This window comes from Stenotrophomonas pictorum JCM 9942, from assembly GCF_001431585.1.
GTDB classification, from domain to species: Bacteria; Pseudomonadota; Gammaproteobacteria; order Xanthomonadales; family Xanthomonadaceae; genus Stenotrophomonas; species Stenotrophomonas pictorum.
On the sequence record NZ_LLXS01000045.1, the window covers coordinates 99,045 to 122,756 of the forward strand.

Below are 23,712 nucleotides of genomic sequence, written 5' to 3' on the forward strand. Positions count from 1 at the left end.
GTGCAAGAAGCGTTCCGCTGGCCGCGGCGCTCAGGGTTCGCTGTGGTCCACCGCCGGAAGCGCCACGCCGCCATGCAGCCGCATGAAGCTTTCGGCACTGACCGGCTGGCCGAGCTGGTTGCCTTGCAGGTAGTCGCAGCCCAGACGCTCGATATAGGTACGCTGGCCCTGCGTTTCTATGCCCTCGGCGACGACGTCCATGTTCAGCGCATGGCCCAGCGCGATGATGGCCGAGATGATCACCACATCCTCGTCGCTCTCCTCCACCGCCAGGATGAAGGCCCGGTCGATCTTCAACTCGGTGGCGGGCAGGCGCTTGAGCTGCAGCAGGCTGGAGTAGCCGGTACCGAAGTCGTCGATGGAAATGCCGATACCCAGCGCCGCCAGCGCGCGCAACGAGGTGGAGGTGGTGTCGGCATCGTGCATCACCACGCTTTCGCTGATTTCAAGGATCAGGCGCGAGGGGTGCAGTCCGTTGTGCTCCAGGATCTGGCGGACCTGGCCAAGCAGCTGGCCCGAACCGAGCTGGCGGCTGGACAGGTTGACCGATATCCGCCAGTCCTGGTGACCGGCATCCTGCCAGCTGCGCATCTGCCGGCAGGCCTCGTTCAACACCCACTGGCCCAGCGGCTCCATCAGGTCGTGCTGCTCGGCCAGCCGGATCACCCGTTCGCACGGGATCAGGCCATGTTCGGGATGGCGCCAGCGCAGCAGCGCTTCGGCCCCGCCGACACGGCCGCTGTTGGCATGGATGCGAGGCTGGTAATGCAGCAGCAGTTGCGGCGTGCCGATGGCCGAGCGCAGGTCCGCGAGCAGGCGGATATCCTGCTCGACGCTGCCCTTCATCCACTCGGCATAGACCGCGTGGATGTTGCGCCCGGCCTGCTGCGCGTGGCGCATCGCGATCTCCGACAGCGATACCAGCGACTGGCCGGCCTCGGTGTCGGCGCTGAGAAGGGCCACGCCGATACTGCAGGTCACGCGCATGTCGCGGCCGCCCACGCGCAGGGTGTTGATCGCGGTGATGACGCGCTCGGCCAGTCGTCTGGCCGCCGGCTCGTCCTCGATCGGCGTGGCGATCACGAACTGGTCGCCCCCGAGCCGGGCGACCAGATCCCCGGCGCACATCAGCTGCCTGAGGCGTTCGGACACGCCTACCAGGACGGTGTCTCCGACATGATGGCCGAAGGCGCCGTTGATCTGGCGCAACTCGTCCAGATCCAGCGAGAGCACGGCCAGGCTGTGGCCGGCGTCGCGGGCGCTGGCGATCTGCTGGTCGATCCGTTCAAGCGCCCGCTGGCGGTTGGGCAGGCCGGTCAGCGGGTCGTGCAGGTTGGCGTGGAACAGCTCCTTGCGCGCGTCGTCCAGCGAGGCGGCCAGCATCGAGTTGCGCAGGTGCAGCAGCCGGCTCCGGGTACGTTGTTCCAGCAGCGAGACCAGCAGCGTCACGCCGATCACCGCGACCGATACCACCACCACGAAGGCGGCCAGCCATTCGGTTGGCAGCCCGCCCGTACCGGCCGCGGCGCAGACACTGCCCTCGGCAAAATGCGCCGCGGCCATGCCGGTGTAGTGCATGCCGACGATCGCCAGCCCCAGCACGATAGCGGCGGCCAGACGCGCCGGCAGCGGGTGGTCGCTGGCGCGCAGGCGGAAGGCGATGAACAACGCGCTCCAGGAGGCGGCAACGGCGATCACGATGGACAGCGCGAACCAGAAACGGTCGTACTCGATCTGCGGATGCATGCGCAGGGCGGTCATGCCGAGGTAATGCATGCAGGCGATGCCTATTCCCATCAGCAGCGCGCCCAGCGCCAGCCGCAGATGCGGCAGGGTCGGGCGCGAGACCAGCCACAGCGCGAACAGCGCGCTGGCGATGGCCACCAGCAGCGATTGCAGCGTCAGCCACAGGTCATAGCCCACCGGGATTGGCAGGCGGAAGGCGAGCATGCCGATGAAGTGCATCGACCAGATACCCGCACCCATCGCGCCGCTGCCGGCCAGCAGCCACAGCGCGGCGCTGCGGCGGGAATCGGCGACGGACACGCGGGCGGCCATGTCCAGCGCCGTGTATGACGCCAGAATGGCGACCAGAACTGAAAGCACGACGAACAACGGGTTATAGCTGCCGACGAGCATCAGGACCCCTCCGGAGATGGCGCACCGCACCGTCCCGGTGCGAGGTGGCAGGCAGCTCCGCTGTCACGGCAGTACCCGCGCGGCTCCCAGACTACCTACACCATGGGGGGGGGAAGCAAGAGGCGGGCGTATCGGCGCGGCAAAAAGGGCCTCGGCCGGTCCGGATCAGCCGGTGACCTGGCGGGCGGTATCGAAGGCGGTGTCGAGCAGGCGTTGCACCGGCGGTCCCATTTCACCGGCCAGCAGCGCCAGCAGCAGCATGCCCAGCAGCAGGGATACCGGCAGGCCCAACTGGATCGGGTTCAACGCCGGGGCCGCGCGGGCCAGCACGCCGAAGGCCAGATTGACCGCCAGCATGGCCACCGTCAGCGGCAACGCCAGCGTCAGTGCGCCACGGAAGATCTGCAATGCGAGGGTGGGCGCCAGCGCCGCCATGGCGTGCGGATCGGGCAGGGCGGTGCCGATGGGCAGGGCCTTGTAGCTGTCCATCAACAGGGAAATCAGCGCCAGGTGGCCATTGGCGGTGAAGAACAGCAGGCCGAACAGCAGGTAGAACCATTGCCCGATCACGCCGGAGCTGCCGCCGCGCATCGGATCGTTCATCTGCGCAAACGCCAGCCCGGTGCCCTGCGCGACCATTTCGCCGGCCATCGCGCCGGCTTCGAAGATCAGCCGCAGCAGGAAGCCGATCGACACCCCGACCGCCAGCTCGCGGGCGATGGTCAGCACGGTGGCGGCGTCGAAGCCGTTCCACACCGGCACCGGCGGCAGGATCGGGGCCAGCGCCACCGACAGGGCGACCGCCAGCATCGCCCGTACCCGTGCCGGCACCGCGCGGGTGCCGACCATCGGCATCGCCATCAGCATGGCGCCCACGCGCAGCATCATCCACAGCACGTTGCCGATCAGGGCGAATGCCTGCTGCCCGTCGATGGCCATCTGGGTTGCGCTGTCCACGTGGCGGCCTATCCGATCAGATGGGGAATGCGCTGGAACAGCAAAGTGGTGAATTCCACCAGATGGCCGATCAGCAGGCTGCCCAGCGCAAACAGCGCCACGGTCAGGCCGGCGGCCTTGGCGACGAAGGCGATGGTGGGTTCATTGAGCTGGGTCGCCGCCTGGATCACACCGACCACCACACCGATCACCAGCACGGTGAGCAGCAACGGGCCGGCGACCCAGAGCGTGGCGACAAGGCCACCGCGCAGTTCGGTGAGGGCAAGTTCAGGGCTCAAGACATCGCTCCTCAGACGGCGTTGAAGCTGGCGGCAAGAGTGCCGACCACCAGTACCCAGCCATCCACCAGTACGAACAGCAGGATCTTGAAGGGGGCGGAAATGATCATCGGCGAAAGCATCATCATGCCCATCGACATCAGCACGCTGGCCACGACCAGATCGATGATCAGGAACGGAATGAAGATCAGGAAGCCGATCTCGAAGGCGGTTTTCAACTCGCTGGTGACAAAGGAGGCCACCAGCACCGGGAACGGGATCGCATCCGGGCTGGCGTAGGTACCGTGACCGGCCAGGCCGGCGAAGGTCATCAGGTCGGTATCGCGGACCTGCGCCAGCATGAAGGCCCGCAGCGGCTGGGTGGTCAGGGTCCACGCGGTCTGGAAGTCGATCTGACCGTCCAGATAGGGCGCCATGCCGGTGGACCAGGACTTCTCCCAGACCGGCATCATCACCATCGCGGTCAGGAACAGCGCCAGCCCCAGCAGGATCTGGTTGGAGGGCGTCTGCCCGGTGCCCAGCGCCTGGCGCAGCAGGCCCAGCACGATGATGATGCGGGTGAAGGCGGTCAGCACCAGCAGCATTGATGGCAGCAGGGTGATGGCTGTCATCAGCAGCAGGGTCTGCAGCGGCAGGCTGACCGGCTGGCTGCCGATCTTGCCGACGTTCACATCCGGCAGCATCGGCATCTGCGGGGCGGCCGGGGTGGCCAGGGCCAGCACCGGAAAGGCGACCAGCGCCAGCAGCAACAGCCACTGCCAGCAGGAAAGGCGGGAAAGACGATGACCCGACATGATTCAGGGTTCCTTGCGCAGCTTCTGGGCAAGCAGCTGGGCGAAATTCGGTAGTTGTTTGAAATTGGGCAGCGCCGGGGGCGGCGTCTGCGGCAATGGTCCGGATAGCTGGTGCAGGGTGCTGATACCGCCGGCGGTCACGCCCAGCAGCAGCTGCTGGCCGTTGACGTCCACCACCACCACGCGCTCCTTGGCGCCCACGTTGAGGCTGGCCACCACCTTCAGGCCTTCGGCCGGACGGAAACCGCCACCGGGCAGGCGCTTGAGCAGCCAGCCCAGGCCGACGATCAGCGCCAGCACCATCAGCAGCGCCAGCACCGCACCGAACATGCCCGGAGCGGTGCTCGCATGCTGGCCGACCGTCGCCGGCTGGCCTTGGGCCATGGCGGCCGGTGCGGCAGTGGCAAGCAGTGCGATCAACGCAGTCTCCGGATGCGCTCGCTGGGGCTGACCACGTCGGTCAGGCGCACGCCGAAGCGGTCGTTGATCACCACCACTTCGCCATGGGCGATCAGGGTGCCGTTGACCAGGACGTCCAGCGATTCACCGGCGCCGCGCTCCAGCTCCACCACCGAGCCCTGGTTGAGCTGCAGCAGGTTGCGGATCGGCACGCGCGCGCGTCCCACTTCCAGTGACAGGGTCACCGGCACATCCAGGATCACATCCAGATCCAGATCGGTGGTGGCGACGCCATCTGCCCGCAGATCGGCGAACTGGGCCGGGGTAGCCTGCGGGGTTGCGGGGGTTTCGATGTCAGTCATGGGATTTTTCCTGGATCGCCGGCAGCGTTTTGCGGGTGCCCGGCGGTTGGGTTGCAGTGATCTTGATGGCGTTGCGTTCGTTGGCCACACCGAACTCGCCGGTGAAGACAGGGATGCCTTCCACACACAGCGGGACTTCCTGGGGCAGGTCGATGGGCAGGATGTCGCCGATCTTCAGCTGGGTGAGTTCGCGCAGGCTCATGCGGCGCTTGGCCAGCACGCTGGAAAGCTCGACTTCGGCCGAATTGAGCTGCTCGCGCAGCATCACCGCCCAGCTTTCGTCGCGGTCGTTGCGGTCGCTCTGGATGCCCGCATCAAGCAGCTCGCGGATCGGCTCCAGCATCGAGTACGGCAAGGTGATGTGGATGTCGCCACCGCCGCTCTCCAGCTCGACGTGGAAACGGCACACCACCACGTATTCGCGCGGACTGACGATGTTGGCGAAGTGGGGGTTGATCTCGGAGTTGATGTACTCGAAGTCGGTGTTCATCACCGGGCCCCAGGCTTCCTTGAGGTCGGCGAAGGCTTGCTTGAGCATCAGCTGGATCACCCGCATCTCGGTGGCGGTGAACTCGCGGCCCTCGATACGGGTGTGGTAACGCCCGTCACCACCGAAGAAGTTGTCCACCACCGCGAACACGAGGGTCGGTTCAAACACGATCAGGCCGGTGCCACGCAGTGGCTTGAAGCGGACCAGGTTGAGGTTGGTGGGCACATACAGCGAGTGCAGGTAGTCGCCGAACTTGATCAGCTCGATGCCGCGCACCGAGATTTCGGCCGAACGCCGGATCAGGTTGAACAGGCCGATACGCCACAGGCGCACGAAGCGTTCGTTGACCATTTCCAGGGTGGGCATGCGCCCGCGGATGATCCGGTCCTGGCTGGCGAAGTCGTAGGTGCGGGCTTCGCCGGGCGCCGGTTCCGGCTCATCGGTCTCCACTTTGCCCGAATCCACGCCATGCAGCAGCGCGTCGATCTCGTCCTGTGACAGCAGGTCATTGATGCTCATCGCAGCGCCTTACTGGGTCACGAAGCTGGTGAACAGCAGGTCATCGGCGCTTTTCTTGCCGGTTTCAGCGGTCATCAGTTTCTGTACTTCGGCCAGCGCCGACGCCTGCAGTTTCTCCTTGCCGGGACGGTCGGCGATCTGCTCCGGGCTGACCTGGGAAAACAGCATCAGCAATTTGGCGCGGATCGCCGGGGCGTGGGTTTCCAGCGCCTGCAGCGCGATCGGGTCGCGGGTCATCAGCTGGACTTCGACCTGCAGGTAGCGCGGGCCATCGATCGGACTGTTCATGTTGACCACGAACGCCGGGTCCAGGGCGTAGTACTGGGCCGGCGCCGGCTTGGCCGGTGCCGTGGATTTGGCGGGGCCCCCCTCCTTGGCCTGGGTGAAGTACCACACCGCGCCACCGGCAGCGCCAGCGGCCAGCAGCGCGATCAGGGCGGTGACCAGTACCGTGCGCTTGGGCTTGCCCGGGGCGTCCTTGGTGTCGGCGGATTTGCGGGATTTGTCGGCAGCTACGGCCACGATGTGCTCCTCAGGAATGCTCTCCAGTCAGATGCAAGTCATGTGCCGAACCGCGGGTGTGACGGGGAAAAGTGGGCGGCGTTGCCGCGCGTCAATGACGGGCGCCGGCGCCTTGCGTGGCGCCAGCGCGGAGGCGGCCGGAATGCGCAGCGCTCAGGCGTAGGCGTCAAGCAGCCCGCGCAGCCGCAGCGAATGGCCGCTCATGGCCGGCAAGGCGTCGTCGCTGGCGCCGTCGCGCACATCACCGCTGCCGCCGGCGTCCGGGCCCGCCGCATCGCGTTCCGGCGCACTCTGTTGCTGGCCGACATCGGCCTGGGCCAGCTGCAGCCCCTGTTCGCCCAGCATGTCGCGCAACCTTGGCAGGCTGCTCTCCAGCGCCTGGCGCACGTCGGCGTTGGCGCTGCTGAAGCTGGCATGCAGACGGTCGCCATCAAGCTGCAGCTTCACCTCGATCGGCCCCATTTCGTGCGGAGTGACGCGGATATGGGCATGGCCGATCTTCTGGTCGGCCAGCCAACCGATGCGGGCCCCGAAGGCGTCTTCAAACTCCGGACTGTTCACATCCGGGGTGACGCTTGTGGCGAGGACCACGGGTGCGGCCGTTGTGCGTGCTTCCGCGGTCGCCATGCTCTGCAGCATCTGCTGGAATGCCACTGGCGTGGGCGTTTCCTGCCGCTCTTCCACCTGCATGGGCGGGGCATTGGCCGGCAATGCGATCTGTCCGGGCACGGTGTCGATGACGGCTTCGCTGGCGGGGGGGGGGGCCGCAGGCGCGATGGCCGGCAGTGCCTGCCCGGGCAGCGGTCCGGTGGCGGGAGCGGCCATGGCGGTCGCGGCAGGCGTCGCGGCCGCTGCCGGCGCAGCGGATGCCGCTGGCGGCGGTACCGGTTCCAGCGGCACCGGGATCAGGCCGGACAGCCCCAGTGGTGGCCAGGGGGCGTCCTGGCTGTCATCAGGCGCCGCCGGTGCCGGTTTTTCGACATTGGTATTGCCTGACGCGTCTTCTTCCTGGATTTCGTCCTCGGATTCGGTGCTGGTGCCGGAATCCTGACGCGCTGCAGGGGTGTCGGCGGCGCAGGCGTTGTCGGCACCGGCCGGCGCGGGCGCGGCCGTCAGCAGTGCGTCGAAACCGGTCGCCTGTTTGCTGTCCGCGCGGCTGCCGGAGAGGGCGCCGGTCGTGTCCCTGGTGGGAGACGAGGCCGGTGCGCTGCTGATCGACAGCATGCTCATGCCGGTTCTCCGTCGTCGGTACGCTTTGCCAGGCGCGCGCGGCGTGCCCCCAGATCGTCCATCTCGCGCTGGTCGCGACGTTCGGCGACCTGCTTTTCCTGCGCCCGGTAGCTGGCGGCCAGCTGTTCGAGCACCTGCTTGTCGCGCGAGGCCAGCAGCAGGCGTGCGCGTTCGGCATCGACATGCTCGCGGTTGCTGTCCACGGTCTTGCTCTGTGTCTGTACCGCGTTGTCCAGCCGGTCCAGGAACGCGCGCCGGTTCATCAGTTGCGAGGCACTGGTCGCGGCCATCTGCGCATTGGCATATTCATCGGCGTACTGGCGCAGTTCGGACAGGCGCGACTGGTGCATTTCCAGGGTTTTCTGGCGCTCGGCCAGTGCCTTGGCCACTTCATCTTCGCGGTCCTGCGCATGGCGCAGCAGCGGGTCGAGACGACGGGACGGACTCATGCGGATTTCTCGCTATCTACCAACTGTTGCAATGCATCCAGGCTGTGGCCCAGATCGGCGGCGTTGTGCACGTCCTGGCCGAGGAATTCCATGATCTCCGGCCAGCGTGCCAGCGCCTCGTCGGTGACCGGATCGTTGCCGCGCTGGTAGGCACCGATGGCGATCAGGTCGCGGTTGGCCGAATAGGCCGCCACCAGCCGTTTGAGCTTGCGGATGCGCGCCCGCCAAGTGTCATCGGCGATGTCCTGGACCACACGGCTGATCGAGGATTCGACATCGATGGCCGGATAAAGGCCGCTGTCGGCGACCCGCCGCGAAAGCAGGATGTGGCCGTCAAGGATGGCGCGGGCGGCATCGGCGATCGGATCCTGCGGATCGTCGCCTTCGGTCAGCACGGTGTAGAACGCGGTGATCGAACCGCGGCCTTTGGCGCCATTGCCGGCGCGTTCGACCAGCGCCGGCAGCTTGGCAAATACCGACGGCGGATAGCCGCGGGTGGTCGGCGGCTCGCCCACGGAAAGGCCGATCTCGCGCTGGGCCTGGGCGAAGCGGGTCAGCGAATCCATCAGCAGCAATACATTCAAACCCTGGTCACGGAACCATTCGGCAATCGCGGTGGCACGGTAGGCGCCGTGCAGGCGCGCCAGCGGTGGCCGGTCGGCCGGGCTGGCCACCACCACCGCGCGGCGCAGACCCTCCTCGCCGAGGGTGGATTCGACGAAATCGCGTACTTCGCGACCACGCTCACCGATCAGGCCGACCACGATGACATCGGCCGCGGTGTAGCGGGTCATCATGCCCAGCAGGGTGGATTTGCCCACGCCCGAGCCGGCGAACAGGCCCACGCGCTGGCCGCGGCCGATCGGCAGCAGCGCGTTGATCGCACGCACGCCCACGTCCAGCGGCTGGGTGATGGGCTCGCGCGCCAGCGGGTTGATCGACACGCCGGCCATGCCGACGGTACCTTCGGCGCGGATCGGGCCCTTGCCGTCCAGCGGAATGCCGTCCGAATCGATGACGCGACCGAGCAGGCCTTCGCCGACTTCCACGCCGCCGCGGCGGAACGAGGGCACGACCCTGGCATTGGGCAGCAGGCCATGCAACTCGGCGCTGGGCATCAGATAAGTGCGGTCACCGGAGAACCCCACCACTTCGGCATCGACCCAGCCACCGTCGATGATTTCCACTTTGCAGCTGGCGCCCATTGGCGCTTCGCAGCCGACCGCTTCGAGGGTGAGGCCGACGGCGCGGCGCAGGACCCCTTCGCGGATCAGGCCACGGCCGTTTCCGGCCTCCGGCGCGATGCCTTCCAGGCGTGCGGCCAGGCGCAGATTGCGCGCGGCGGCCCACTCGGGCGGGGAGGGCGCGGCGCTCATTGGCCGGCTCCGGCGCGGCGCATGACGGTACCCAGTACCGAGCGCAGACGCGCATCGAGGGTGCCATCGATACGGACCGCTTCGGCATGCACGCGCAGATCGCCACGGCTCAGGCCCAGGTCCGGCACGAGCCGTTGCCCCTCCGGCAGCGACAGCAGCGGTGCCAGCGCGGCGATATCGTCCGGATGCAGGCGCACCTCGACATCGCGGTGGTTGCTGCCGACGGTGCTCAAGGCTTCGTGCACCAGCGCCGAAAGCAGTGATGGATCGGTTTCATATGCGCGGCCGACCAGGTTGCCGGCGATGCGGACCGAAAGGTCGCCCAGTGCGCCGACCACTTCATCCTCCAGACGCGACAGCGGCCGGGTGAAGTTGTCGAGGATGCCTTCGATCTGCGCGATCAGCCGGCGCACCTCGGCCTGGCCTTGTGCGTAGCCTTCGGCGTGACCTTCCTCGCGGCCGTCGCGACGCGCCGCATCCTGGATCGCCTCGATCTCCTCCAGTGTCGGCAGGTGCAGCGCCGGCGGCGCCGGCTCCTCGGGCAGCGGCTGCTCCGGAAACTCCTCGGACACGGTTTCGATGACGGCCGGAGCGGCCATCAGGTCCGGTGCATGCCAGCGGACGGCCGGACTCACAGCATCGCCTCGGCGCTGCCGCCCAGGGTGACCGTGCCCTCATCGGCCATGCGTTTGACGATAGCCAGGATCTCGCGTTGCGCCGTCTCCACATCCGACAGACGCACCGGACCGCGGGCCTCCATGTCTTCGAGCAGGATCTCGGCGGCACGCTGGGACATGTTGCGGGTGATCTTGTCGCGCACCTTGATGTCGGCGCCACGCAGGGCCAGACCCAGGCGCTCGCCGCTGACTTCGCGCAGTACCAGCTGCATTTCACGGTCGTCCAGGTCCACCAGATCGTCGAACACGAACATCAGGTCCTGGATGCGGCCGCCGAGCGGGGCATCGATGCGGCCGATCTCGGTGAGGATGACCTGGTCCTGGCCACCGTCCATGAAGTTCAGGATGTTGGCTGCGCACTGCACGCCGCCGATGTTGGAGGACTTCAGGTTCTGGTTGCCGGCGAACTGGCGCTCCATGATCTCGTTCAACTCGTTCAGCGCGTTCGGCGGGATGCCATCGAGCGTGGCGATACGCAGCAGCACGTCGACCCGGGTGCGTTCGGGCAGCAGCTTGAGCGCCTCGGCGGCCTGGTCGGTTTCCAGGTGCGCCATGACGATGGCGATGATCTGCGGATGCTCGTTGCGTACCAGGTCGGCCACCGCGCGCGGATCCATCCACTTGAGCGCGTCCAGACCGGTGGTGTTGCGACCCAGCAGGATGCGGTCGATCAGGTTGCCGGCCTTCTCGGTACCCAGCGCCTGCACCAGCATGTTGCGGATGTAGTCGTCCGAGCCGACCGACAGCGAGGTCTTGTTGCCCAGCGCGGCGCCGAACTCGTCCATCACCTGCTGCACCTGCTCGCGGGTGACATCGTTGAGCGTGGCCATGGCGATGCCGATCTTCTGCACCTCCTTGGGCTCCATGTGCTTGAGCACCTCGGCGGCATCCTGCTCGCCCAGTGAGAGCAGCAGCACGGCGGCGCGTTGCACGCCGGTCATCGGAATAACGTCAGTCATTGGCAACCCAACCCTTCACCACCTGCGCCACGCGCTTGGAATCGGCCTGTACCGCTTCGCGCGCCATCCGCAGGCGTTCTTCGTAGGCATCCACCGGCAATGCCAGCGGCGAGGGGGCATCCAGCTGCACACGGTCGGCAGCCAGTGCCGGCATCTCGGAATCGTCGTCCAGGATCTGCACATCGGCGCTGAGCGGATCGTCCTCGGCACCCGGCAAGGCCTTGGGCGGGCTGGACATCTGTCGCATGGCCGGGCGCAGCACACCAAACAGCAGGGCCAGCACCACGATCGCCCCCAGCACCAGACGCAGTGCATCGCGGACCTGCGGTTTCTCCCACCACTTCGGCGTTTCGACCGGCACCGGTTCACGCACGAACGGAGCGTTCATGACCGACACGGTATCGCCGCGCTCGGCGTTGAAACCGACCGCCTGCTTGACCAGCGCTTCCACGCGGGTGAGTTCGGCGGCGCTGAGCGGCTGATCGCTGAGCTTGCCGTTGGCACCGGCGCGCGGCACGTGATCGACCAGCACCGCCACCGACACGCGGTTGACGCGACCGGCCGGCTGGCGGGTGTGCTGCAGGGTGCGGTCCAGCTCGTAATTGCGGGTCGCGCTCTTGCTGCTTTCCGTAGCCGTGGCCGCGGTCGCCGCCGGGGCATCCGGACCGGGCGGGGTGTTGCTGGCGGCGCCGGGAATCCCCTGCGGGCCAGCACCGGCATTGGTGTTTTCGCTGATCTGCTCGCTGCGGACCTTCTGCGGCTCGGCGTTGTACAGCTCACGGGCCTCTTCGATGACCGAAAAATCCATGTCCACGCTAACCTCCGGATTCACCCGGCCGGCTCCGGTCATCGGCTCGAGCAGTTCGCGGATGCGCTGGTTGAACGAGGTTTCCAGGCGGCGCACCTGGTCGAACTGGGCGGCATTGAGCGCCGCGTCGCTGTTGGGGTCGGCGATGGTGAGCATGCGCCCGCTCTGGTCGACCACGGTCACCCGCTCCGGAGCAAGGTCCGGAATGCTGGAGGCCACCATGTGCACGATCGCATCGACCTGGTTGCGTTCCAGTTGCTGGCCGCCGCGCAGCTCCAGTACCACCGAGGCGCTGGCCACGTCACGCTGGCGGGTGAACGTGCTGGGCTTGGGAATGGCCAGATGCACGCGCGCATCGCGTACCGGACGCAGGGCGGTGATGGTACGCACCAGCTCGGTTTCCAGCGCATGCTGGTAACGGGCGTTCTCCACGAACTGGCTGACACCAAAGCCGGGATCGCGCTCCATCAGCTCAAAGCCCAGCCGGCCGCTTTCCGTCAGACCGGAACCGGCCAGCTTCAACCGCGCGTCATGCACGTTTTTTTCCGGCACGCTGATGGCGCCGGTGGCGGCATTGAGCTCGAACGGAATCTGCGCAGCGCGCAGCAGGTCGGTGGCCTCTGCCGTCGCCTTCTGGTCCAGCCCGGTGTACAGCGGCATCATCTGCGGCTTCTGCGCCCAGAAGAACACAAACAGGCCCGCCGCCACGGCGATGGCGATCATTGCCATCAAGCCCAGCCGTCGGGTGATCTGCAGACTCTGCAGGCGGTCGAACCATGCGCCGGCTTTTTCCGGATTGAGAGCGTCTCTGGAGAGCGCGAGTGCCATGCGGATCTATCCTTACAGCGGCATGTTCATCACGTCCTGGTAAGCCTGGACGAGACGGTTGCGGACTTCCACGGTGGCGCGGAAGGCGATCTGGGACTGTTGCGAAGCGACCATCACCTGGGCCAGGTCGGCACCGGGCTCACCGCGCTCGAAGGCGGCGGCCAGGGCGCCGGATTTCTGCTGGGCATCATTCACGCCCTTGATCGCGCCTTGCAGGGTTTGGCTGAAGGAGGGCGCATTGATTGCATTGCCTTCGCCCAGTCCCTGGATGGCATTGCTGCGGGCGATGTCCCCGGTCGGTGCGGCTTGGCTGACCTGGGTCTGCAGGGTGCGGATCTGGGAAAGAACAGAGGTGATCGAGTGGGACATCAGGCGGGATTCCGGAACGGGGTTGCTGCCTGTTCAACTGCAAGTCGCGTGCCTAAATTCGCGGCCCGGGGAATGGCTGCGGTGACGGGATGGGCCGTGCCGGGTGACGATTTCCCGTCGTCCGGTTTCTGGCGCTGCGCCAGGCCGGCGCTGGCCACAAAAAAACAAAGCGCCCCGGAGGGCGCTGTGTTCTGTGGTGACGGGATCAACCAGGAGTCGCTTCGTTGGACTCGCGCTCGATGCCGTACTTGCGCAGCTTCTCCACCAGCGTGGTGCGGCGCAGACCCAGCAGCTGCGCGGCATGGGCGACGACACCGCTGGTGCGTTCCAGTGCCTCGTTGATCAGCGACAGTTCGATGGTGGCCATATGATCGCGCAGATCGATGCCAGTGTCGGGAAGGTGGGTTGCGGCGGGAATGCCGGCACCTGTTGCAGCCTCTGCCGCCGGTGTGGCTTCGGCTTGTGCGCCCAGTCCGATCAGCGGCCGCTCCTCGTCCAGCGCGGCCGCTGGTGCTGGCGGATGATCGCCACGGTAGCGGGCAGGCAGGTCCTGCACCCGCACCAGGCCACCGGGATGCAGCACCGCCAGCCGTTCAACCAGATTGGTCAGCTCGCGCACATTGCCCGGCCACGGGTGGCGGGCCAGGGCTTCCAGCGCTTCGACGGTGAAGCGGACTTCGCCGCGACCGGTGCGTGCCAGCTGGCCTGCGATGGTCTCCACCAGCGCCGGGATATCGGCGGTGCGTTCGCGCAGCGCCGGCACATCGATCGGGAACACGTTGAGGCGGTAGAACAGGTCCTCGCGGAACTTGCCGTCGGTGATGCGCGACTCCAGGTCGCGATGGGTCGCGGCGATCACACGCACGTTGCAGCGGATGGTCTGGTTGCCGCCGACGCGCTCGAAGCTGCGCTCCTGCAGCACGCGCAGCAGCTTGACCTGCATCGGCAAACTCATGTCGCCGATCTCATCCAGTAGCAATGTGCCGCCCTCGGCCATCTCGAAGCGGCCCTTGCGCGCGCTCAGGGCGCCGGTGAAGGCACCTTTCTCGTGGCCGAACAGTTCGCTTTCCAGCAGGTCCGGCGGAATCGCGCCACAGTTGATCGCCACGAACGGGCCATCCCGGCGCGGCGAGCGCTGGTGGATGGCGCGCGAGACCACTTCCTTGCCGGTGCCTGACTCGCCCAGCACCAGCACCGTGGTGTCGAACGCGGCAACCTGGTCGATCAGCTGGCGCAGTTCCACCACTGCCGGACTGCTGCCGGTGGGGCCGCTTTCCTGCGCGGCGCCTTGTTGATGCTCGGTATCGAGCCGCTTGAGGCTGGCGCGGCGCAACAGCGCTTCCATCTGTGCGTGGCGCAGCGGCTGCTCCAGCGGCCACACATTGGCCTCATGCAGGCCGTAGTGGCGGGCGAAGGCCAGCGGATCACCCTCGGCCAGCAGTACCGGGGGCGGCATCGAGGTCTGCGCCAGCCAGGCGAAGAATGGCGCGGCCCGGGTGCTGTCTTCCAGATGCCCGACCACGATCGCCATCCAGTCGTTTGCACGGTGGCGACGGGTGTCGATGTCGTCGGCCTCGGTCACCCAGCGCGGGGTGAAGTCCATGAACTCCAGCAGCGCCACGGTACGTTCGGCACGGACGCCGTCACCATCAATGACGAGGATGCGTGACTCACTCATTGCTGTCTTCCTGCCTGAGGCTTTCCAGGATCGGCATGACCTCCTGGATGTAGGAAAGCTTGCTGACGAAATTGTCGGCGCCCGCACGCAGGGCGTGCTCGCGGTGTTCGACATCGTCGAAATGGCTGGCAATGACGATGTACGGGGCATCGTCCTGGGTCTTGATCAGCCGGGTGGCCTGCAGGCCGCCCATTTCCGGCATCGCCAGATCCATCAGTACCACCTGCGGGCGCAGTGCCTCGGAGCGCTCGATCGCCTCCAGCCCGTTGGCGGCACTGCCGATGATCTGCACCCATTCCACTTTGCGGAAATGGCGCATCGCGGCGTTGATGAAGCCTTCATGGTCATCGACCAGCAGCACGGTGAGCTTGTTCATGGAGTTCCTTGGTTCTCAGCCCGCGCGGGCCAGTTGGGGCTTGGCGTTCTGCCGGCGACGTTCGCGGGCCGGAGCGATATCAAGCTGCTCGCGGTATTTTGCGACGGTTCGCCGCGCGATGTTCACCCCCTGGCGCGCCAGCAGCAGGGCGATGGCCTCATCGGCCAATGGCCGAGCGGGCGGTTCGGCGTCGATCAGGCGTTTGACCATGGCCTTGACCGCTTGGCCGGAGATGCTGGCGCCCTCCAGTCGCACCGCGAAGAAGTGCTTCAGTTCGAAGGTGCCGCGCGGGGTCTGCAGGTATTTTCCGGAGGTGATGCGCGAGACGGTGGACTCGTGCATGCCGATGGCGTCGGCCACTTCCTTCAGGGTCAACGGCGCCATGGCTTCTTCGCCGCGCATCAGGAAGGCGGCCTGGCGCTCGACCACCACCCGCGCGGTACGCAGCAGGGTGTCATAGCGCATGGACAGTCCGCGGGTCAGCCAGCGTGCCTCCTGCAGCTTTTCACGCATCGGCTGTGCAGCTTCGCCGGCACTGTCGATGACCGCCTGTTCGTAGGCCGGGTTGATGGCCAGGCGCGGTGCGGTGCCGTGGTTAAGCGCCACGCGCCACTGGGCGTCGGCGTGCCAGACCACCACGTCGGGAATGATCCGGGTGTCTTCCTGCGGCATCAGGCTGTCGCCGGGACGCGGCTGCAGCGACAACACCAGCCGGAATGCCTCCAGCACATCCTCCAGCTCGGCATCCAGCTCACGGGCGATCGCGGCGTAGTCGTGCGAGGCCAGCCGCGCCAGGTCGCCGGCCAGCAGGCGGGTGGCCAGATGGCGGGCCGGCACGCAGCCGGGCAGGGTGGACAGCTGCACCTGCAGGCTTTCGCGCAGGTCCACCGCGGCCATGCCGCACGGGTCCCCGGTCAGCAGGCGTTGGCGGATGGATTCCACATGGGCGCCGTCACGGTCGAAGCGGGCGCTGGCCAGCAGGGTCAGCGAGGCGAGCGGCGCATCCAGATAGCCGGCGTCATCGCAGTGTTCGAGCCAGAACGCGGCGATTTCCAGATCGCCTTCATCCAGATCCAGCGCAAGCTGGCGCAGCAGGCGGACATGGGGGTCGCTGGATTCGCCGGCGGCGATGCGTGCGGTACGGTCGTCCTCACCCTCGTTCCAGCCACCGCCGGCGACATCCCACATCGAGCTCTCGGGCAGTTCATCGAAAGCGGCAGCTTCGACCTGTGCATCGGCAGCAGGCGGCAGGTCATCGGCCGTCGCGTGCTCTTCCACCATCTCCAGCAGCGGATTGTTCTCCAGAGCCAGACGCACTTCCTGTTCCAGCTGCATGCCATTGAGCTGCAGCAGACGGATGGATTGCAGCAGCGCCGGGGTGAGGTGGAGCTGTTGCCCGAGCTGGGCGGAAAGCGTGGTCTTCATGGGGCGACACCAACACGTGAAAAATACGTTATGGAACGCATCTTGCGTGGGCGGTGTCAGGGTTTGAATCGGTGCAAACCTGATGCCGGTAGTCGAATCACCGACGCCATGTCGGGGATTACCTTACGCCGGGACGTAATCCTGACGCGCCGGAAAGCCGCAACCCCTTGTATTGCAGTGTTCTGGGGGGCGCGGGGGAGGGCGGGTGACGGAATTCCGGAACTGTGACGTCAGGCCACAACCGCGCCCGCCGGTTTTACGCCAGCTCCTGCTGATGGCGCGCGGCGAACAGCAGCAGGTCATTGGCACGGCGGCAGCCCAGCGCTTCCATCATCCGCGCCCGGTGGGTTTCCACGGTTTTGACGCTGATACCCAGGTCGGCGGCGATCTCTTTGGTGCTCTGACCGTTGCCAAGCTGGCGCAGGATCTGGCGTTGCCGCGGCGAGAGCGCCGCAACGCCGGTCGGACGCTCCCGGCTGAGCATCGGTGCCAGCATCTTTGCCGAGATCTGTGGGCTGAGGAACAGCTGCCCGGAATAGGCCGCCCGCAGCGCCAGCTCCAGTTCCTGCGGGGCGGCATCCTTGACAATGAAGCCGACCGCGCCGCGGTCAAGTGCATCACGCACATGCGCGGTGTCATCGTGCATGGACATCATCACGATGCGCGCGTCGGGAACCCTCGATCGGATGTCCGACAGCGCTTCCAGGCCGCTGCGACCGGGCATCGACAGATCCATCAACACCAGTTCGGGTTGATGGAATACCGCCATTTCCACTGCCTCATCGGCGCTGCTGGCTTCAGCGATCACCTGGATGCCGGCAAAGCTCTGCAGCAGCCGGCACAGACCGGCGCGCACCAGGGTGTGGTCATCGACGATAAGAACGCGCACTGGGGCAGGCATCGGCAGTGGGTAGGCGGTCACATTAGCCGAGTGGCTGCCGCAGCGCCAACCGGCGGTCAGCGCACGCGCCGGATGCCGGCGATCTGACGCCGATGCAGGCGGAACAGGTGGCGTTCCACGGCCGCGGTCAACGCGTCGCTGGTCGGGTGCAGGCGCAGCCACAGGTGATGGATGCCATCGGTTTGCTGTTCCGCAACCAGTTGCACCGGCAGCTCGATATGGTCGGGCAGCCAGTCGGCCGGCTGCAGCCGGATCACTCCGGCGCTCCCGGGGGCCGCGCCGCTGCCGTGTGGCGACGCCAGTCGCAGGCCCAGCCGGGACCACTTCAGATTGCAGGTCGGCAGGGGCGCCGTGGATTGCTGCAACAGGCGTCCCAGCAACACCAGGGCCAGATCCAGGCGCGCTTCCAGGCGCTGCAGCTGGGCACTGCCCTCAAAACGCTCCTCGCCGTCATCGGCACCCCGCGAGTCCTCCACCAGTGCGACGCTGCGCAACAGCATTTCCGCGTTGCCCGGGCGGCGTACCTGGACGCCGGCCTCGAATTCGGCCGGCACCGCAAGATCGCAGCTGAGCGTGTCGGCAAACAGCTCGGTTTCAGCGGCGGACGGCGAGGCGGGGGCGTTCATGCCAGCGATTCTGCCTGATGATAGGCCTGCACGGCGCGTACCGACTGGTGGCCGGCACGCAGCTGGGCTGCAGCGGCATCACGGCGGTCAGTCATATCGGCGGTCAACGACTGCTGCATTTCCAGCAGTGAGCGCAATGCACCGGCCTGCGCCTCGCCACCGTTGGCGGCGATGTACTCGCGTACCTGCAGATCGTGATGGGCGACGATGCGCTGCGCCAGCTCGTGGTCTTCTTCGCCCAGCGCGATGCGCAGGGATTCCAGGCTGCTGTAAAGCGCCTCCAGCCCGGCGTCGTTGGTCATGGTGGACTCAGGCATGGGAAGCGGCCGGACGCTGGCGCTGGGCGAGGGGGATCGCGTTCCAGGCCGATTCGATTTCGCCCAGCAGGCGCAGGGTTTCGTGCAACGCGGAGGGATCGTTGTGCAGATTGGCTTCGGTCAGGCGCTGGGCGATGTAGTCATACAGCGCGGACAGGTTGCCGGCCATTTCTCCGCCGGCTTCGTGGTCCAAGGTGCCGTTGAGGTGGCCGACGATGGCGCAGGCTTCGCCAATGGCTTTGCCCTTGCGGGCCTGGTCGCCCTGCAGCAGGCAGGCCTCGGCCTGTCGGATGCGTTCACAGGCGCCGCTCAGCAGCAGCGCCACCAGTTTGTGCGGATCGGCGTCCGAGACGCTGCTCGTCACTCCCACCTTGCGATATTGCTCTGCGAACTGGCGGCTGGAACCGTACATGGGTCGGAATCTCCTTTATGCCCGCCCCGCGCTCATGGATGGGCGACGGGGGGCGCCAACAGGCGCCGGGGCGATGCGATGCGGGGTGTCGCTCTTTCTATCGGCCCGGTTGGCCCGGGCTTGAGGGCGGTGCGGGGATGTCTACTTGGACTTGGGCGCCAGTGCGGCCAGCTGTTGGCTCAGGTAATCGCTGGTGCTCTGCATTTTCGCCACCATCGTGTCCATCGCGGTGAACTGCCTGGTGTAGCGGTCGGAAACCTTCTCCATGCGTGCATCCAGGTTGTCCAGGTCGCTCTCCAGCTTCTTGATCTGCTTGTTCAAGCCTTCGGTGCGCAGGCTCAGGGAGCCGTGGGTGGCATCGAGCTGGCTCTTCAGTACGGTCTTCAAACTGCTGGCCAGGCTTCCTTTCTCGCCCAGCAATGTATCGGCGGCCGTGGGGTTGGCGGCCATCGCCTTGTCGAATTCGCCGGCATCCAGGCTCAGCGTGCCTTCCTTGGAAATGCTGATGCCCAGGGCCTTGAGCTGCGTGACATTGCCGCCGACCAGGTTGCGCATCTGCTGCTGCAGGCCACGCACCATCGCATCGCCGGTCAGGGCCGAGGCGGTGTTGCTGGTGGCGTTGTAGCTGCTGCTCGACTTGAGTACGCCCATAGTCGCGTTGTAGGCGGCCACAAACCCCTGCAGGTTTGCTTTCAGCGGCGCGTTGTCCTGGCTGACCGTGAGTGTCTTGGTCACGCCGACGTCAGCCTTGCTCAGGCTCAGCGTCACGCCGGGGATGATGTCGGTGATGCTATTGCTGCTGGAGGTGCGCTCGAAGCCGTCGACGCGGACCAGTGCATCGGTGGCCGCCTGCGGTTGCTTCAACCCGTTGCTCATGTTGCCGGGGTTGCCATCCCAGGTCAGCGCTGAAAGTCCGCCATTGCCACCGGTGGTGGACAGTTTCAGTGCGCCCGCGGTGCCCGGATCGGTCGCGTTCAGCACCAGATGCTGGCCACCGTCGGCGGTGATGACGCTTGCACTGACACCCTTGCCGCCGGCGGCCTTGTTGATGGCCGCGGCGATATCGGACAGGGTGCTGCCTTCGGCGATCTCCACATTCAGCGCGCTCTCGCCCCAGGCGATGGAAAGCGTTCCGTCACCGACGGCCGCGTCCTTGGCGAACGCGCCTGAGGTCAGCTTTTGCGCCTGGGCCAGGCTGGCCACCTCGATGCTGTAGCTGCCTGCGACCGCGCCAGTCCCGATGCTGGCGGAGAATCCCGCGCCTTCGGCCACGCTCGACTTGAAGGCCGGGCTGGTGGCGCTCTTGCCAAATGCTTCCAGCGCGGTTTGCAGGTTGCTCAGCCCGCTTTTGATATTGCCCAGCGCCGACAACTTGGCGGTGGCGGCCGTGCCGGCACTGTTGATGCGGTTGGCGGTCGGTGCACGCTCGGCGGCGACCAGCTGCGCGACGATGGTGGGGATGTCGAGGCCGGAGCCGATTGTATTCAGAGCCATGGTTTTCCTTGCGGGCCAGATGGCCGTCGTGGTGGCCAGGCAGGCCTGTGAGGTCTATCGGCCAGTGGCCGGCAGACTTGAGGGCACTGCCGGCATGACGGCGTGACGAGTCCCCAGCACTCGTGCAAATTCTGTGCCGCACCCGCAGATGCGGACGACGGAGCTGCGGCGGCAGGATGGTCGCCGCCGTGTGCCGGTGCTATGCCGTCTGACGTTTTCACCGATAAAGAAAAGGCCCCTCCGGAGAGGGGCCTTGGGTGTTGCCTGAAACGTGGTATCTGGCGGGATCAGCCCAGCAGGCTCAGTACGTTCTGGGTGGAGCTGTTGGCCTGGGCCAGCATGGCGGTACCGGCCTGCTGCAGGATCTGTGTGCGGGTCAGCTCCGCAGTTTCCTTGGCGTAGTCGGTGTCGCGGATACGGCTGCGCGAGGCCGACAGATTTTCCGAGGTGGCGTTGAGGTTGGCGATGGTCGAGGTGAAGCGGTTCTGGATCGCACCCATGTCGGCGCGCGAGGCGTTCACCGCATTCAGCGCCTTGTCGACGATCTGCAGCGCTTGCTGCGAACCGGCGAAGCTGGTGATGTCCAAATCCTTGGCGTACTTGGCGTCTGCTGCGGTAATGGCGCCTGTGACAACACTTGCACCGGCCGCAACGTTCGTCGGGATGCCAGTGACGGTCATCGAGTCGCCCACCTTGCCTTCTTTCCAGGAGGACAAGGCGAGGTTGCCAGTGGCATCAACCTTGGCATTGACGCCGCTTTCGCCGCTCTTTGCGTTGATTGCTGCTGCCAGTGCGTTCCCGATAGCAATTTTGCCAGCAGCTTGCGCGTCAGCTTGTGCGGTGCCACCGGTAAATACGCCAGAAGCGGGAACTTCAATAGCATCCAATTTGATGCCGTTGATCTCGATAGCTCCGGCGGCAACTGAGACGGCGTCATAGGTGAAGTCGGTAACTGGCGTGCCAGCCGTGGTAGCCGGTGTTGCCAAGGTAATGGAACCCGAAGCGAACATCGCGCCACCCAGCGCATCCTTACTGGCATTGATGATGGTGTTGATGCCGATGGTCTGGCCGGCATCGGCGCCGATCTGGAACAGCGCGCCGGAGAATGAGCCATCCAGCAGGGCGGTGCCGTTGAAGTTGGTCTGGCGCGAGACGCGGTCGATTTCCGAGACCAGCTGGGTAACTTCGGCCTGCAGGGCCTTGCGGTCGGAATCGGAGTTGGTGGCGTTGGCCGACTGCACGGCCAGTTCACGCACGCGCTGCAGGTTGTTGCCGATTTCGACCATCGCGCCTTCAGCGGTCTGGGCGAGCGAGATGCCGTCGTTGGCGTTGCGCACGGCCACGTCCAGACCACGGATCTGGGTGGTGAAGCGCTCGGAGATGGCCAGGCCGGCGGCATCGTCCTTGGCGCTGTTGATGCGCATGCCCGAGGACAGGCGCTGGATGCTGGTGGCCAGGCTGTTGCCGCTGGTGGTCAGGTTGCGCTGTGCGTTCAGCGACATCACGTTGGTATTGATTACTTGCGCCATGGTGGCAATTCCTCTTTGGTGTCTGATCCGGCACAGCTGCCAGGCCGGTGTTGTGCAGTGTGGCAAGGCCGGAAGGCATTGCCGCTGCTGTAATCAATAACGGCACTTGACGCGCAGGCTTTAGTGCTGGTGCAACGGAAATACGGTTTTCCGCTTGCGGCCGACATTCGCCCGGGCAACGGAATGCGCCCGGGATGTTTGACGTGGGCAGCGGTTGTGGTCCACATCGCCCCGGATGCAGAGCGCCTGTGTGCAGGGTGTCTACGGGTGCGATGACGGGCTTGCGATCCGCATATCGCGTCAAAACAGAAAGGCCCCTCCGGAGAGGGGCCTTGGGTGTTGCCTGAAACGTGGTGTCTGCCGGGATCAGCCCAGCAGGCTCAGCACGTTCTGTGTGGAGCTGTTGGCCTGGGCCAGCATGGCGGTACCGGCCTGCTGCAGGATCTGCGTGCGGGTCAGTTCGGCCGTTTCCTTGGCGTAGTCGGTATCGCGGATACGGCTGCGCGAGGCCGACAGGTTTTCCGAGGTGGTGTTCAGGTTGGCGATGGTGGAGGTGAAACGGTTCTGGATTGCACCCATGTCAGCGCGCGAGGAGTTCACCGCGGTCAGGGCTTCATCAACGATGGAGAGAGCTTGCTGTGCGCCGGCGATACTGGACACATCGAGGTCCTTGGCGAATTTCGAAGCATTGACAGTAACAGTTGGAGTGGTTGGGGCGCCGGTTACAGCGGCAGCAGCGGTATCGGCATCTTTCCAAGTGCCTGCATCGATCTTGACTTTGCCTGCACTATCATCCTTGATCGAGACAAAGTTGACCTTGGTTTTGTCCGTCTTATCGACCTCGGCGTAAACGCCGGTCTGATCCATTTTTTCGTTTGCGGCGGCAGCGATTGCCTTCGCTAGGTCAGCTTTTGTTGCAGCGTCGTCAGCACCGGCAGCAACTGAGATATTACTCAGCGTAACTTCCTTGCCATCCGTGCCGGTGATTTTGAACCCAGTGATATCGACACCCTTGGTAGCGGTGTTGACCGCAGTGATGTCTGCCGAACTGAACTGACGACCTCCAAGAGAGTCCTTGCTTGCATTGACGATGGTGTTGATGCCGATGGTCTGGCCCGCGTCGGCGCCGATCTGGAACAGGGCGCCGGAGAACGAACCATCGAGAAGGGCGGTGCCGTTGAAGTTGGTCTGGCGCGAGACGCGGTCGATTTCCGAGACCAGCTGCTTGACTTCCGCATCGATTGCCTTGCGATCCGAATCGGAGTTGGTGGCGTTGGCCGACTGCACGGCCAGTTCACGCACGCGCTGCAGGTTGTTGCCGATTTCGACCATCGCGCCTTCAGCGGTCTGCGCCAGCGAGATGCCGTCGTTGGCGTTGCGCACAGCCACGTCAAGACCGCGGATCTGGGTGGTGAAGCGCTCGGAGATGGCCAGGCCGGCGGCATCGTCCTTGGCGCTGTTGATGCGCATGCCCGAGGACAGGCGCTGGATGCTGGTGGCCAGGCTGTTGCCGCTGGTGGTCAGGTTGCGCTGTGCGTTCAGCGACATCACGTTGGTATTGATTACTTGTGCCATGGTGGCGATTCCTTTTTGGCGTCTGATCCGGCACAGCTGGACGGCCGGTGTTGTGCAGTGTGGTAAAGCCGGAGGGCATTTCCGCTGCTGTAATCAATAACGGCATTTGACGGGCGGGCTTTAGTGCAGGACCGATGAAATTGCGGATTCTTGGCTGCGCTCATACAAGGAATGTCCCGGGCCTCTGTCGGCACTACAGGTTTCTGGATCCGCTGCGGCTATC

Annotated in this window: 26 protein-coding genes; 1 reads left to right on the forward strand and 25 read right to left on the reverse strand. The window is 65.9% G+C overall.

From position 1 onward, the window contains the following. Positions 1 to 30 precede the first annotated feature (30 nt). From ARC78_RS13525 to ARC78_RS13645, 25 genes are all read right to left on the reverse strand, one after another. Positions 31 to 2,139, reverse strand: a complete 2,109-nt coding sequence (locus tag ARC78_RS13525) for a putative bifunctional diguanylate cyclase/phosphodiesterase (RefSeq protein WP_054659595.1) — start codon at positions 2,137 to 2,139, stop codon at positions 31 to 33. Positions 2,140 to 2,304: 165 nt separating this feature from the next. After that, positions 2,305 to 3,096 carry a flagellar biosynthetic protein FliR gene (fliR, locus tag ARC78_RS13530; RefSeq protein ID WP_057506492.1) on the reverse strand — a complete coding sequence of 264 codons (792 nt, stop codon included), beginning with the start codon at positions 3,094 to 3,096 and terminating at the stop codon, positions 2,305 to 2,307. An 8-nt stretch (positions 3,097 to 3,104) separates the two neighbouring features. After that, complete coding sequence (locus ARC78_RS13535) at positions 3,105 to 3,374, reverse strand: flagellar biosynthetic protein FliQ (protein ID WP_054659996.1); 270 nt, start codon at positions 3,372 to 3,374, stop codon at positions 3,105 to 3,107. Positions 3,375 to 3,385: 11 nt separating this feature from the next. After that, a complete protein-coding gene (fliP, locus tag ARC78_RS13540) occupies positions 3,386 to 4,168 on the reverse strand; it encodes a flagellar type III secretion system pore protein FliP (protein ID WP_054659994.1) in 783 nt (260 codons plus the stop codon). A 3-nt stretch (positions 4,169 to 4,171) separates the two neighbouring features. Then, positions 4,172 to 4,588, reverse strand: a complete 417-nt coding sequence (gene fliO, locus ARC78_RS13545) for a flagellar biosynthetic protein FliO (protein ID WP_054659992.1) — start codon at positions 4,586 to 4,588, stop codon at positions 4,172 to 4,174. Further along, on the reverse strand, positions 4,585 to 4,929 hold the full coding sequence (gene fliN / locus ARC78_RS13550; protein ID WP_057506493.1) for a flagellar motor switch protein FliN: 345 nt from the start codon (positions 4,927 to 4,929) through the stop codon (positions 4,585 to 4,587). The genes fliO and fliN overlap by 4 nt, the downstream gene beginning before the upstream one ends. Then, positions 4,922 to 5,938, reverse strand: a complete 1,017-nt coding sequence (gene fliM / locus ARC78_RS13555) for a flagellar motor switch protein FliM (RefSeq protein ID WP_054659989.1) — start codon at positions 5,936 to 5,938, stop codon at positions 4,922 to 4,924. The genes fliN and fliM overlap by 8 nt, the downstream gene beginning before the upstream one ends. A gap of 9 nt (positions 5,939 to 5,947) precedes the next feature. Then, the gene (locus ARC78_RS13560) at positions 5,948 to 6,460 is read right to left on the reverse strand and encodes a flagellar basal body-associated FliL family protein (RefSeq protein ID WP_054659988.1); all 513 of its coding nucleotides are present in this window, start codon (positions 6,458 to 6,460) and stop codon (positions 5,948 to 5,950) included. 153 nt (positions 6,461 to 6,613) lie between these two features. Then, positions 6,614 to 7,690, reverse strand: coding sequence for a flagellar hook-length control protein FliK (locus ARC78_RS13565; protein ID WP_057506494.1), 1,077 nt, complete (start codon positions 7,688 to 7,690; stop codon positions 6,614 to 6,616). Further along, a complete protein-coding gene (gene fliJ / locus ARC78_RS13570) occupies positions 7,687 to 8,139 on the reverse strand; it encodes a flagellar export protein FliJ (protein ID WP_054660815.1) in 453 nt (150 codons plus the stop codon). The genes ARC78_RS13565 and fliJ overlap by 4 nt, the downstream gene beginning before the upstream one ends. Beyond that, positions 8,136 to 9,515: a flagellar protein export ATPase FliI gene (gene fliI, locus ARC78_RS13575; RefSeq protein WP_057506495.1), complete on the reverse strand. Its 1,380-nt coding sequence runs from the start codon at positions 9,513 to 9,515 to the stop codon at positions 8,136 to 8,138. The genes fliJ and fliI overlap by 4 nt, the downstream gene beginning before the upstream one ends. After that, complete coding sequence (locus tag ARC78_RS13580; RefSeq protein ID WP_172675085.1) at positions 9,512 to 10,150, reverse strand: FliH/SctL family protein; 639 nt, start codon at positions 10,148 to 10,150, stop codon at positions 9,512 to 9,514. Before ARC78_RS13580 ends, fliI begins: the two co-directional genes overlap by 4 nt. Next, positions 10,147 to 11,133 (reverse strand): flagellar motor switch protein FliG, encoded by a 987-nt coding sequence (gene fliG, locus ARC78_RS13585; protein ID WP_057506496.1) that lies wholly within the window; start codon positions 11,131 to 11,133, stop codon positions 10,147 to 10,149. The genes ARC78_RS13580 and fliG overlap by 4 nt, the downstream gene beginning before the upstream one ends. A 10-nt stretch (positions 11,134 to 11,143) precedes the next feature. Beyond that, entirely contained in the window at positions 11,144 to 12,787 is a 1,644-nt protein-coding gene (gene fliF, locus ARC78_RS13590) for a flagellar basal-body MS-ring/collar protein FliF (RefSeq protein WP_054659229.1), read from the reverse strand. Positions 12,788 to 12,799: 12 nt separating this feature from the next. Further along, positions 12,800 to 13,156: a flagellar hook-basal body complex protein FliE gene (gene fliE / locus ARC78_RS13595; RefSeq protein ID WP_054659227.1), complete on the reverse strand. Its 357-nt coding sequence runs from the start codon at positions 13,154 to 13,156 to the stop codon at positions 12,800 to 12,802. A 205-nt stretch (positions 13,157 to 13,361) separates the two neighbouring features. Then, positions 13,362 to 14,834 carry a sigma-54 dependent transcriptional regulator gene (locus tag ARC78_RS13600; protein ID WP_054659225.1) on the reverse strand — a complete coding sequence of 491 codons (1,473 nt, stop codon included), beginning with the start codon at positions 14,832 to 14,834 and terminating at the stop codon, positions 13,362 to 13,364. Further along, positions 14,827 to 15,210, reverse strand: a complete 384-nt coding sequence (locus ARC78_RS13605) for a response regulator (protein ID WP_054659223.1) — start codon at positions 15,208 to 15,210, stop codon at positions 14,827 to 14,829. The genes ARC78_RS13600 and ARC78_RS13605 overlap by 8 nt, the downstream gene beginning before the upstream one ends. 15 nt (positions 15,211 to 15,225) lie before the next feature. Then, positions 15,226 to 16,635, reverse strand: a complete 1,410-nt coding sequence (gene rpoN / locus ARC78_RS13610; RefSeq protein ID WP_057506497.1) for an RNA polymerase factor sigma-54 — start codon at positions 16,633 to 16,635, stop codon at positions 15,226 to 15,228. 256 nt (positions 16,636 to 16,891) lie between these two features. Further along, complete coding sequence (locus tag ARC78_RS13615; RefSeq protein ID WP_054657822.1) at positions 16,892 to 17,524, reverse strand: response regulator; 633 nt, start codon at positions 17,522 to 17,524, stop codon at positions 16,892 to 16,894. Between the two features lie 68 nt (positions 17,525 to 17,592). After that, positions 17,593 to 18,162 carry a PilZ domain-containing protein gene (locus tag ARC78_RS13620; protein WP_054657804.1) on the reverse strand — a complete coding sequence of 190 codons (570 nt, stop codon included), beginning with the start codon at positions 18,160 to 18,162 and terminating at the stop codon, positions 17,593 to 17,595. After that, positions 18,159 to 18,464 carry a hypothetical protein gene (locus ARC78_RS13625; RefSeq protein ID WP_054657806.1) on the reverse strand — a complete coding sequence of 102 codons (306 nt, stop codon included), beginning with the start codon at positions 18,462 to 18,464 and terminating at the stop codon, positions 18,159 to 18,161. Before ARC78_RS13625 ends, ARC78_RS13620 begins: the two co-directional genes overlap by 4 nt. 7 nt (positions 18,465 to 18,471) lie before the next feature. Then, positions 18,472 to 18,891 (reverse strand): flagellar export chaperone FliS, encoded by a 420-nt coding sequence (fliS, locus tag ARC78_RS13630; RefSeq protein ID WP_054657808.1) that lies wholly within the window; start codon positions 18,889 to 18,891, stop codon positions 18,472 to 18,474. A gap of 141 nt (positions 18,892 to 19,032) precedes the next feature. After that, on the reverse strand, positions 19,033 to 20,385 hold the full coding sequence (gene fliD / locus ARC78_RS13635) for a flagellar filament capping protein FliD (RefSeq protein WP_054657810.1): 1,353 nt from the start codon (positions 20,383 to 20,385) through the stop codon (positions 19,033 to 19,035). Positions 20,386 to 20,672: 287 nt separating this feature from the next. Further along, on the reverse strand, positions 20,673 to 21,914 hold the full coding sequence (locus ARC78_RS13640; protein ID WP_054657812.1) for a flagellin: 1,242 nt from the start codon (positions 21,912 to 21,914) through the stop codon (positions 20,673 to 20,675). Positions 21,915 to 22,280: 366 nt separating this feature from the next. Further along, positions 22,281 to 23,462, reverse strand: a complete 1,182-nt coding sequence (locus ARC78_RS13645; RefSeq protein WP_241772748.1) for a flagellin — start codon at positions 23,460 to 23,462, stop codon at positions 22,281 to 22,283. Between ARC78_RS13645 and ARC78_RS16990 the strand changes: the two genes are divergently transcribed. Next, positions 23,365 to 23,589, forward strand: a complete 225-nt coding sequence (locus ARC78_RS16990) for a hypothetical protein (RefSeq protein ID WP_241772749.1) — start codon at positions 23,365 to 23,367, stop codon at positions 23,587 to 23,589. The two genes, ARC78_RS13645 and ARC78_RS16990, sit on opposite strands and share 98 nt — an antisense overlap. Positions 23,590 to 23,712 lie beyond the last annotated feature (123 nt).

What these genes read in the sequence shown, in the direction of transcription:
- ARC78_RS13525 (WP_054659595.1), bottom strand. Translation starts at nt 2,139, where the DNA reads ATGCTCGTCGGCAGCTATAACCCGTTGTTCGTCGTGCTTTCAGTTCTG.
- fliP (WP_054659994.1), bottom strand. Translation starts at nt 4,168, where the DNA reads ATGTCGGGTCATCGTCTTTCCCGCCTTTCCTGCTGGCAGTGGCTGTTG.
- fliN (WP_057506493.1), bottom strand. Translation starts at nt 4,929, where the DNA reads ATGACTGACATCGAAACCCCCGCAACCCCGCAGGCTACCCCGGCCCAG.
- fliM (WP_054659989.1), bottom strand. Translation starts at nt 5,938, where the DNA reads ATGAGCATCAATGACCTGCTGTCACAGGACGAGATCGACGCGCTGCTG.
- ARC78_RS13565 (WP_057506494.1), bottom strand. Translation starts at nt 7,690, where the DNA reads ATGAGCATGCTGTCGATCAGCAGCGCACCGGCCTCGTCTCCCACCAGG.
- fliJ (WP_054660815.1), bottom strand. Translation starts at nt 8,139, where the DNA reads ATGAGTCCGTCCCGTCGTCTCGACCCGCTGCTGCGCCATGCGCAGGAC.
- fliI (WP_057506495.1), bottom strand. Translation starts at nt 9,515, where the DNA reads ATGAGCGCCGCGCCCTCCCCGCCCGAGTGGGCCGCCGCGCGCAATCTG.
- fliG (WP_057506496.1), bottom strand. Translation starts at nt 11,133, where the DNA reads ATGACCGGCGTGCAACGCGCCGCCGTGCTGCTGCTCTCACTGGGCGAG.
- fliF (WP_054659229.1), bottom strand. Translation starts at nt 12,787, where the DNA reads ATGGCACTCGCGCTCTCCAGAGACGCTCTCAATCCGGAAAAAGCCGGC.
- fliE (WP_054659227.1), bottom strand. Translation starts at nt 13,156, where the DNA reads ATGTCCCACTCGATCACCTCTGTTCTTTCCCAGATCCGCACCCTGCAG.
- ARC78_RS13600 (WP_054659225.1), bottom strand. Translation starts at nt 14,834, where the DNA reads ATGAGTGAGTCACGCATCCTCGTCATTGATGGTGACGGCGTCCGTGCC.
- ARC78_RS13605 (WP_054659223.1), bottom strand. Translation starts at nt 15,210, where the DNA reads ATGAACAAGCTCACCGTGCTGCTGGTCGATGACCATGAAGGCTTCATC.
- rpoN (WP_057506497.1), bottom strand. Translation starts at nt 16,635, where the DNA reads ATGAAGACCACGCTTTCCGCCCAGCTCGGGCAACAGCTCCACCTCACC.
- ARC78_RS13620 (WP_054657804.1), bottom strand. Translation starts at nt 18,162, where the DNA reads ATGAACGCCCCCGCCTCGCCGTCCGCCGCTGAAACCGAGCTGTTTGCC.
- ARC78_RS13625 (WP_054657806.1), bottom strand. Translation starts at nt 18,464, where the DNA reads ATGACCAACGACGCCGGGCTGGAGGCGCTTTACAGCAGCCTGGAATCC.
- fliS (WP_054657808.1), bottom strand. Translation starts at nt 18,891, where the DNA reads ATGTACGGTTCCAGCCGCCAGTTCGCAGAGCAATATCGCAAGGTGGGA.
- fliD (WP_054657810.1), bottom strand. Translation starts at nt 20,385, where the DNA reads ATGGCTCTGAATACAATCGGCTCCGGCCTCGACATCCCCACCATCGTC.
- ARC78_RS13640 (WP_054657812.1), bottom strand. Translation starts at nt 21,914, where the DNA reads ATGGCGCAAGTAATCAATACCAACGTGATGTCGCTGAACGCACAGCGC.
- ARC78_RS13645 (WP_241772748.1), bottom strand. Translation starts at nt 23,462, where the DNA reads ATGTCGCTGAACGCACAGCGCAACCTGACCACCAGCGGCAACAGCCTG.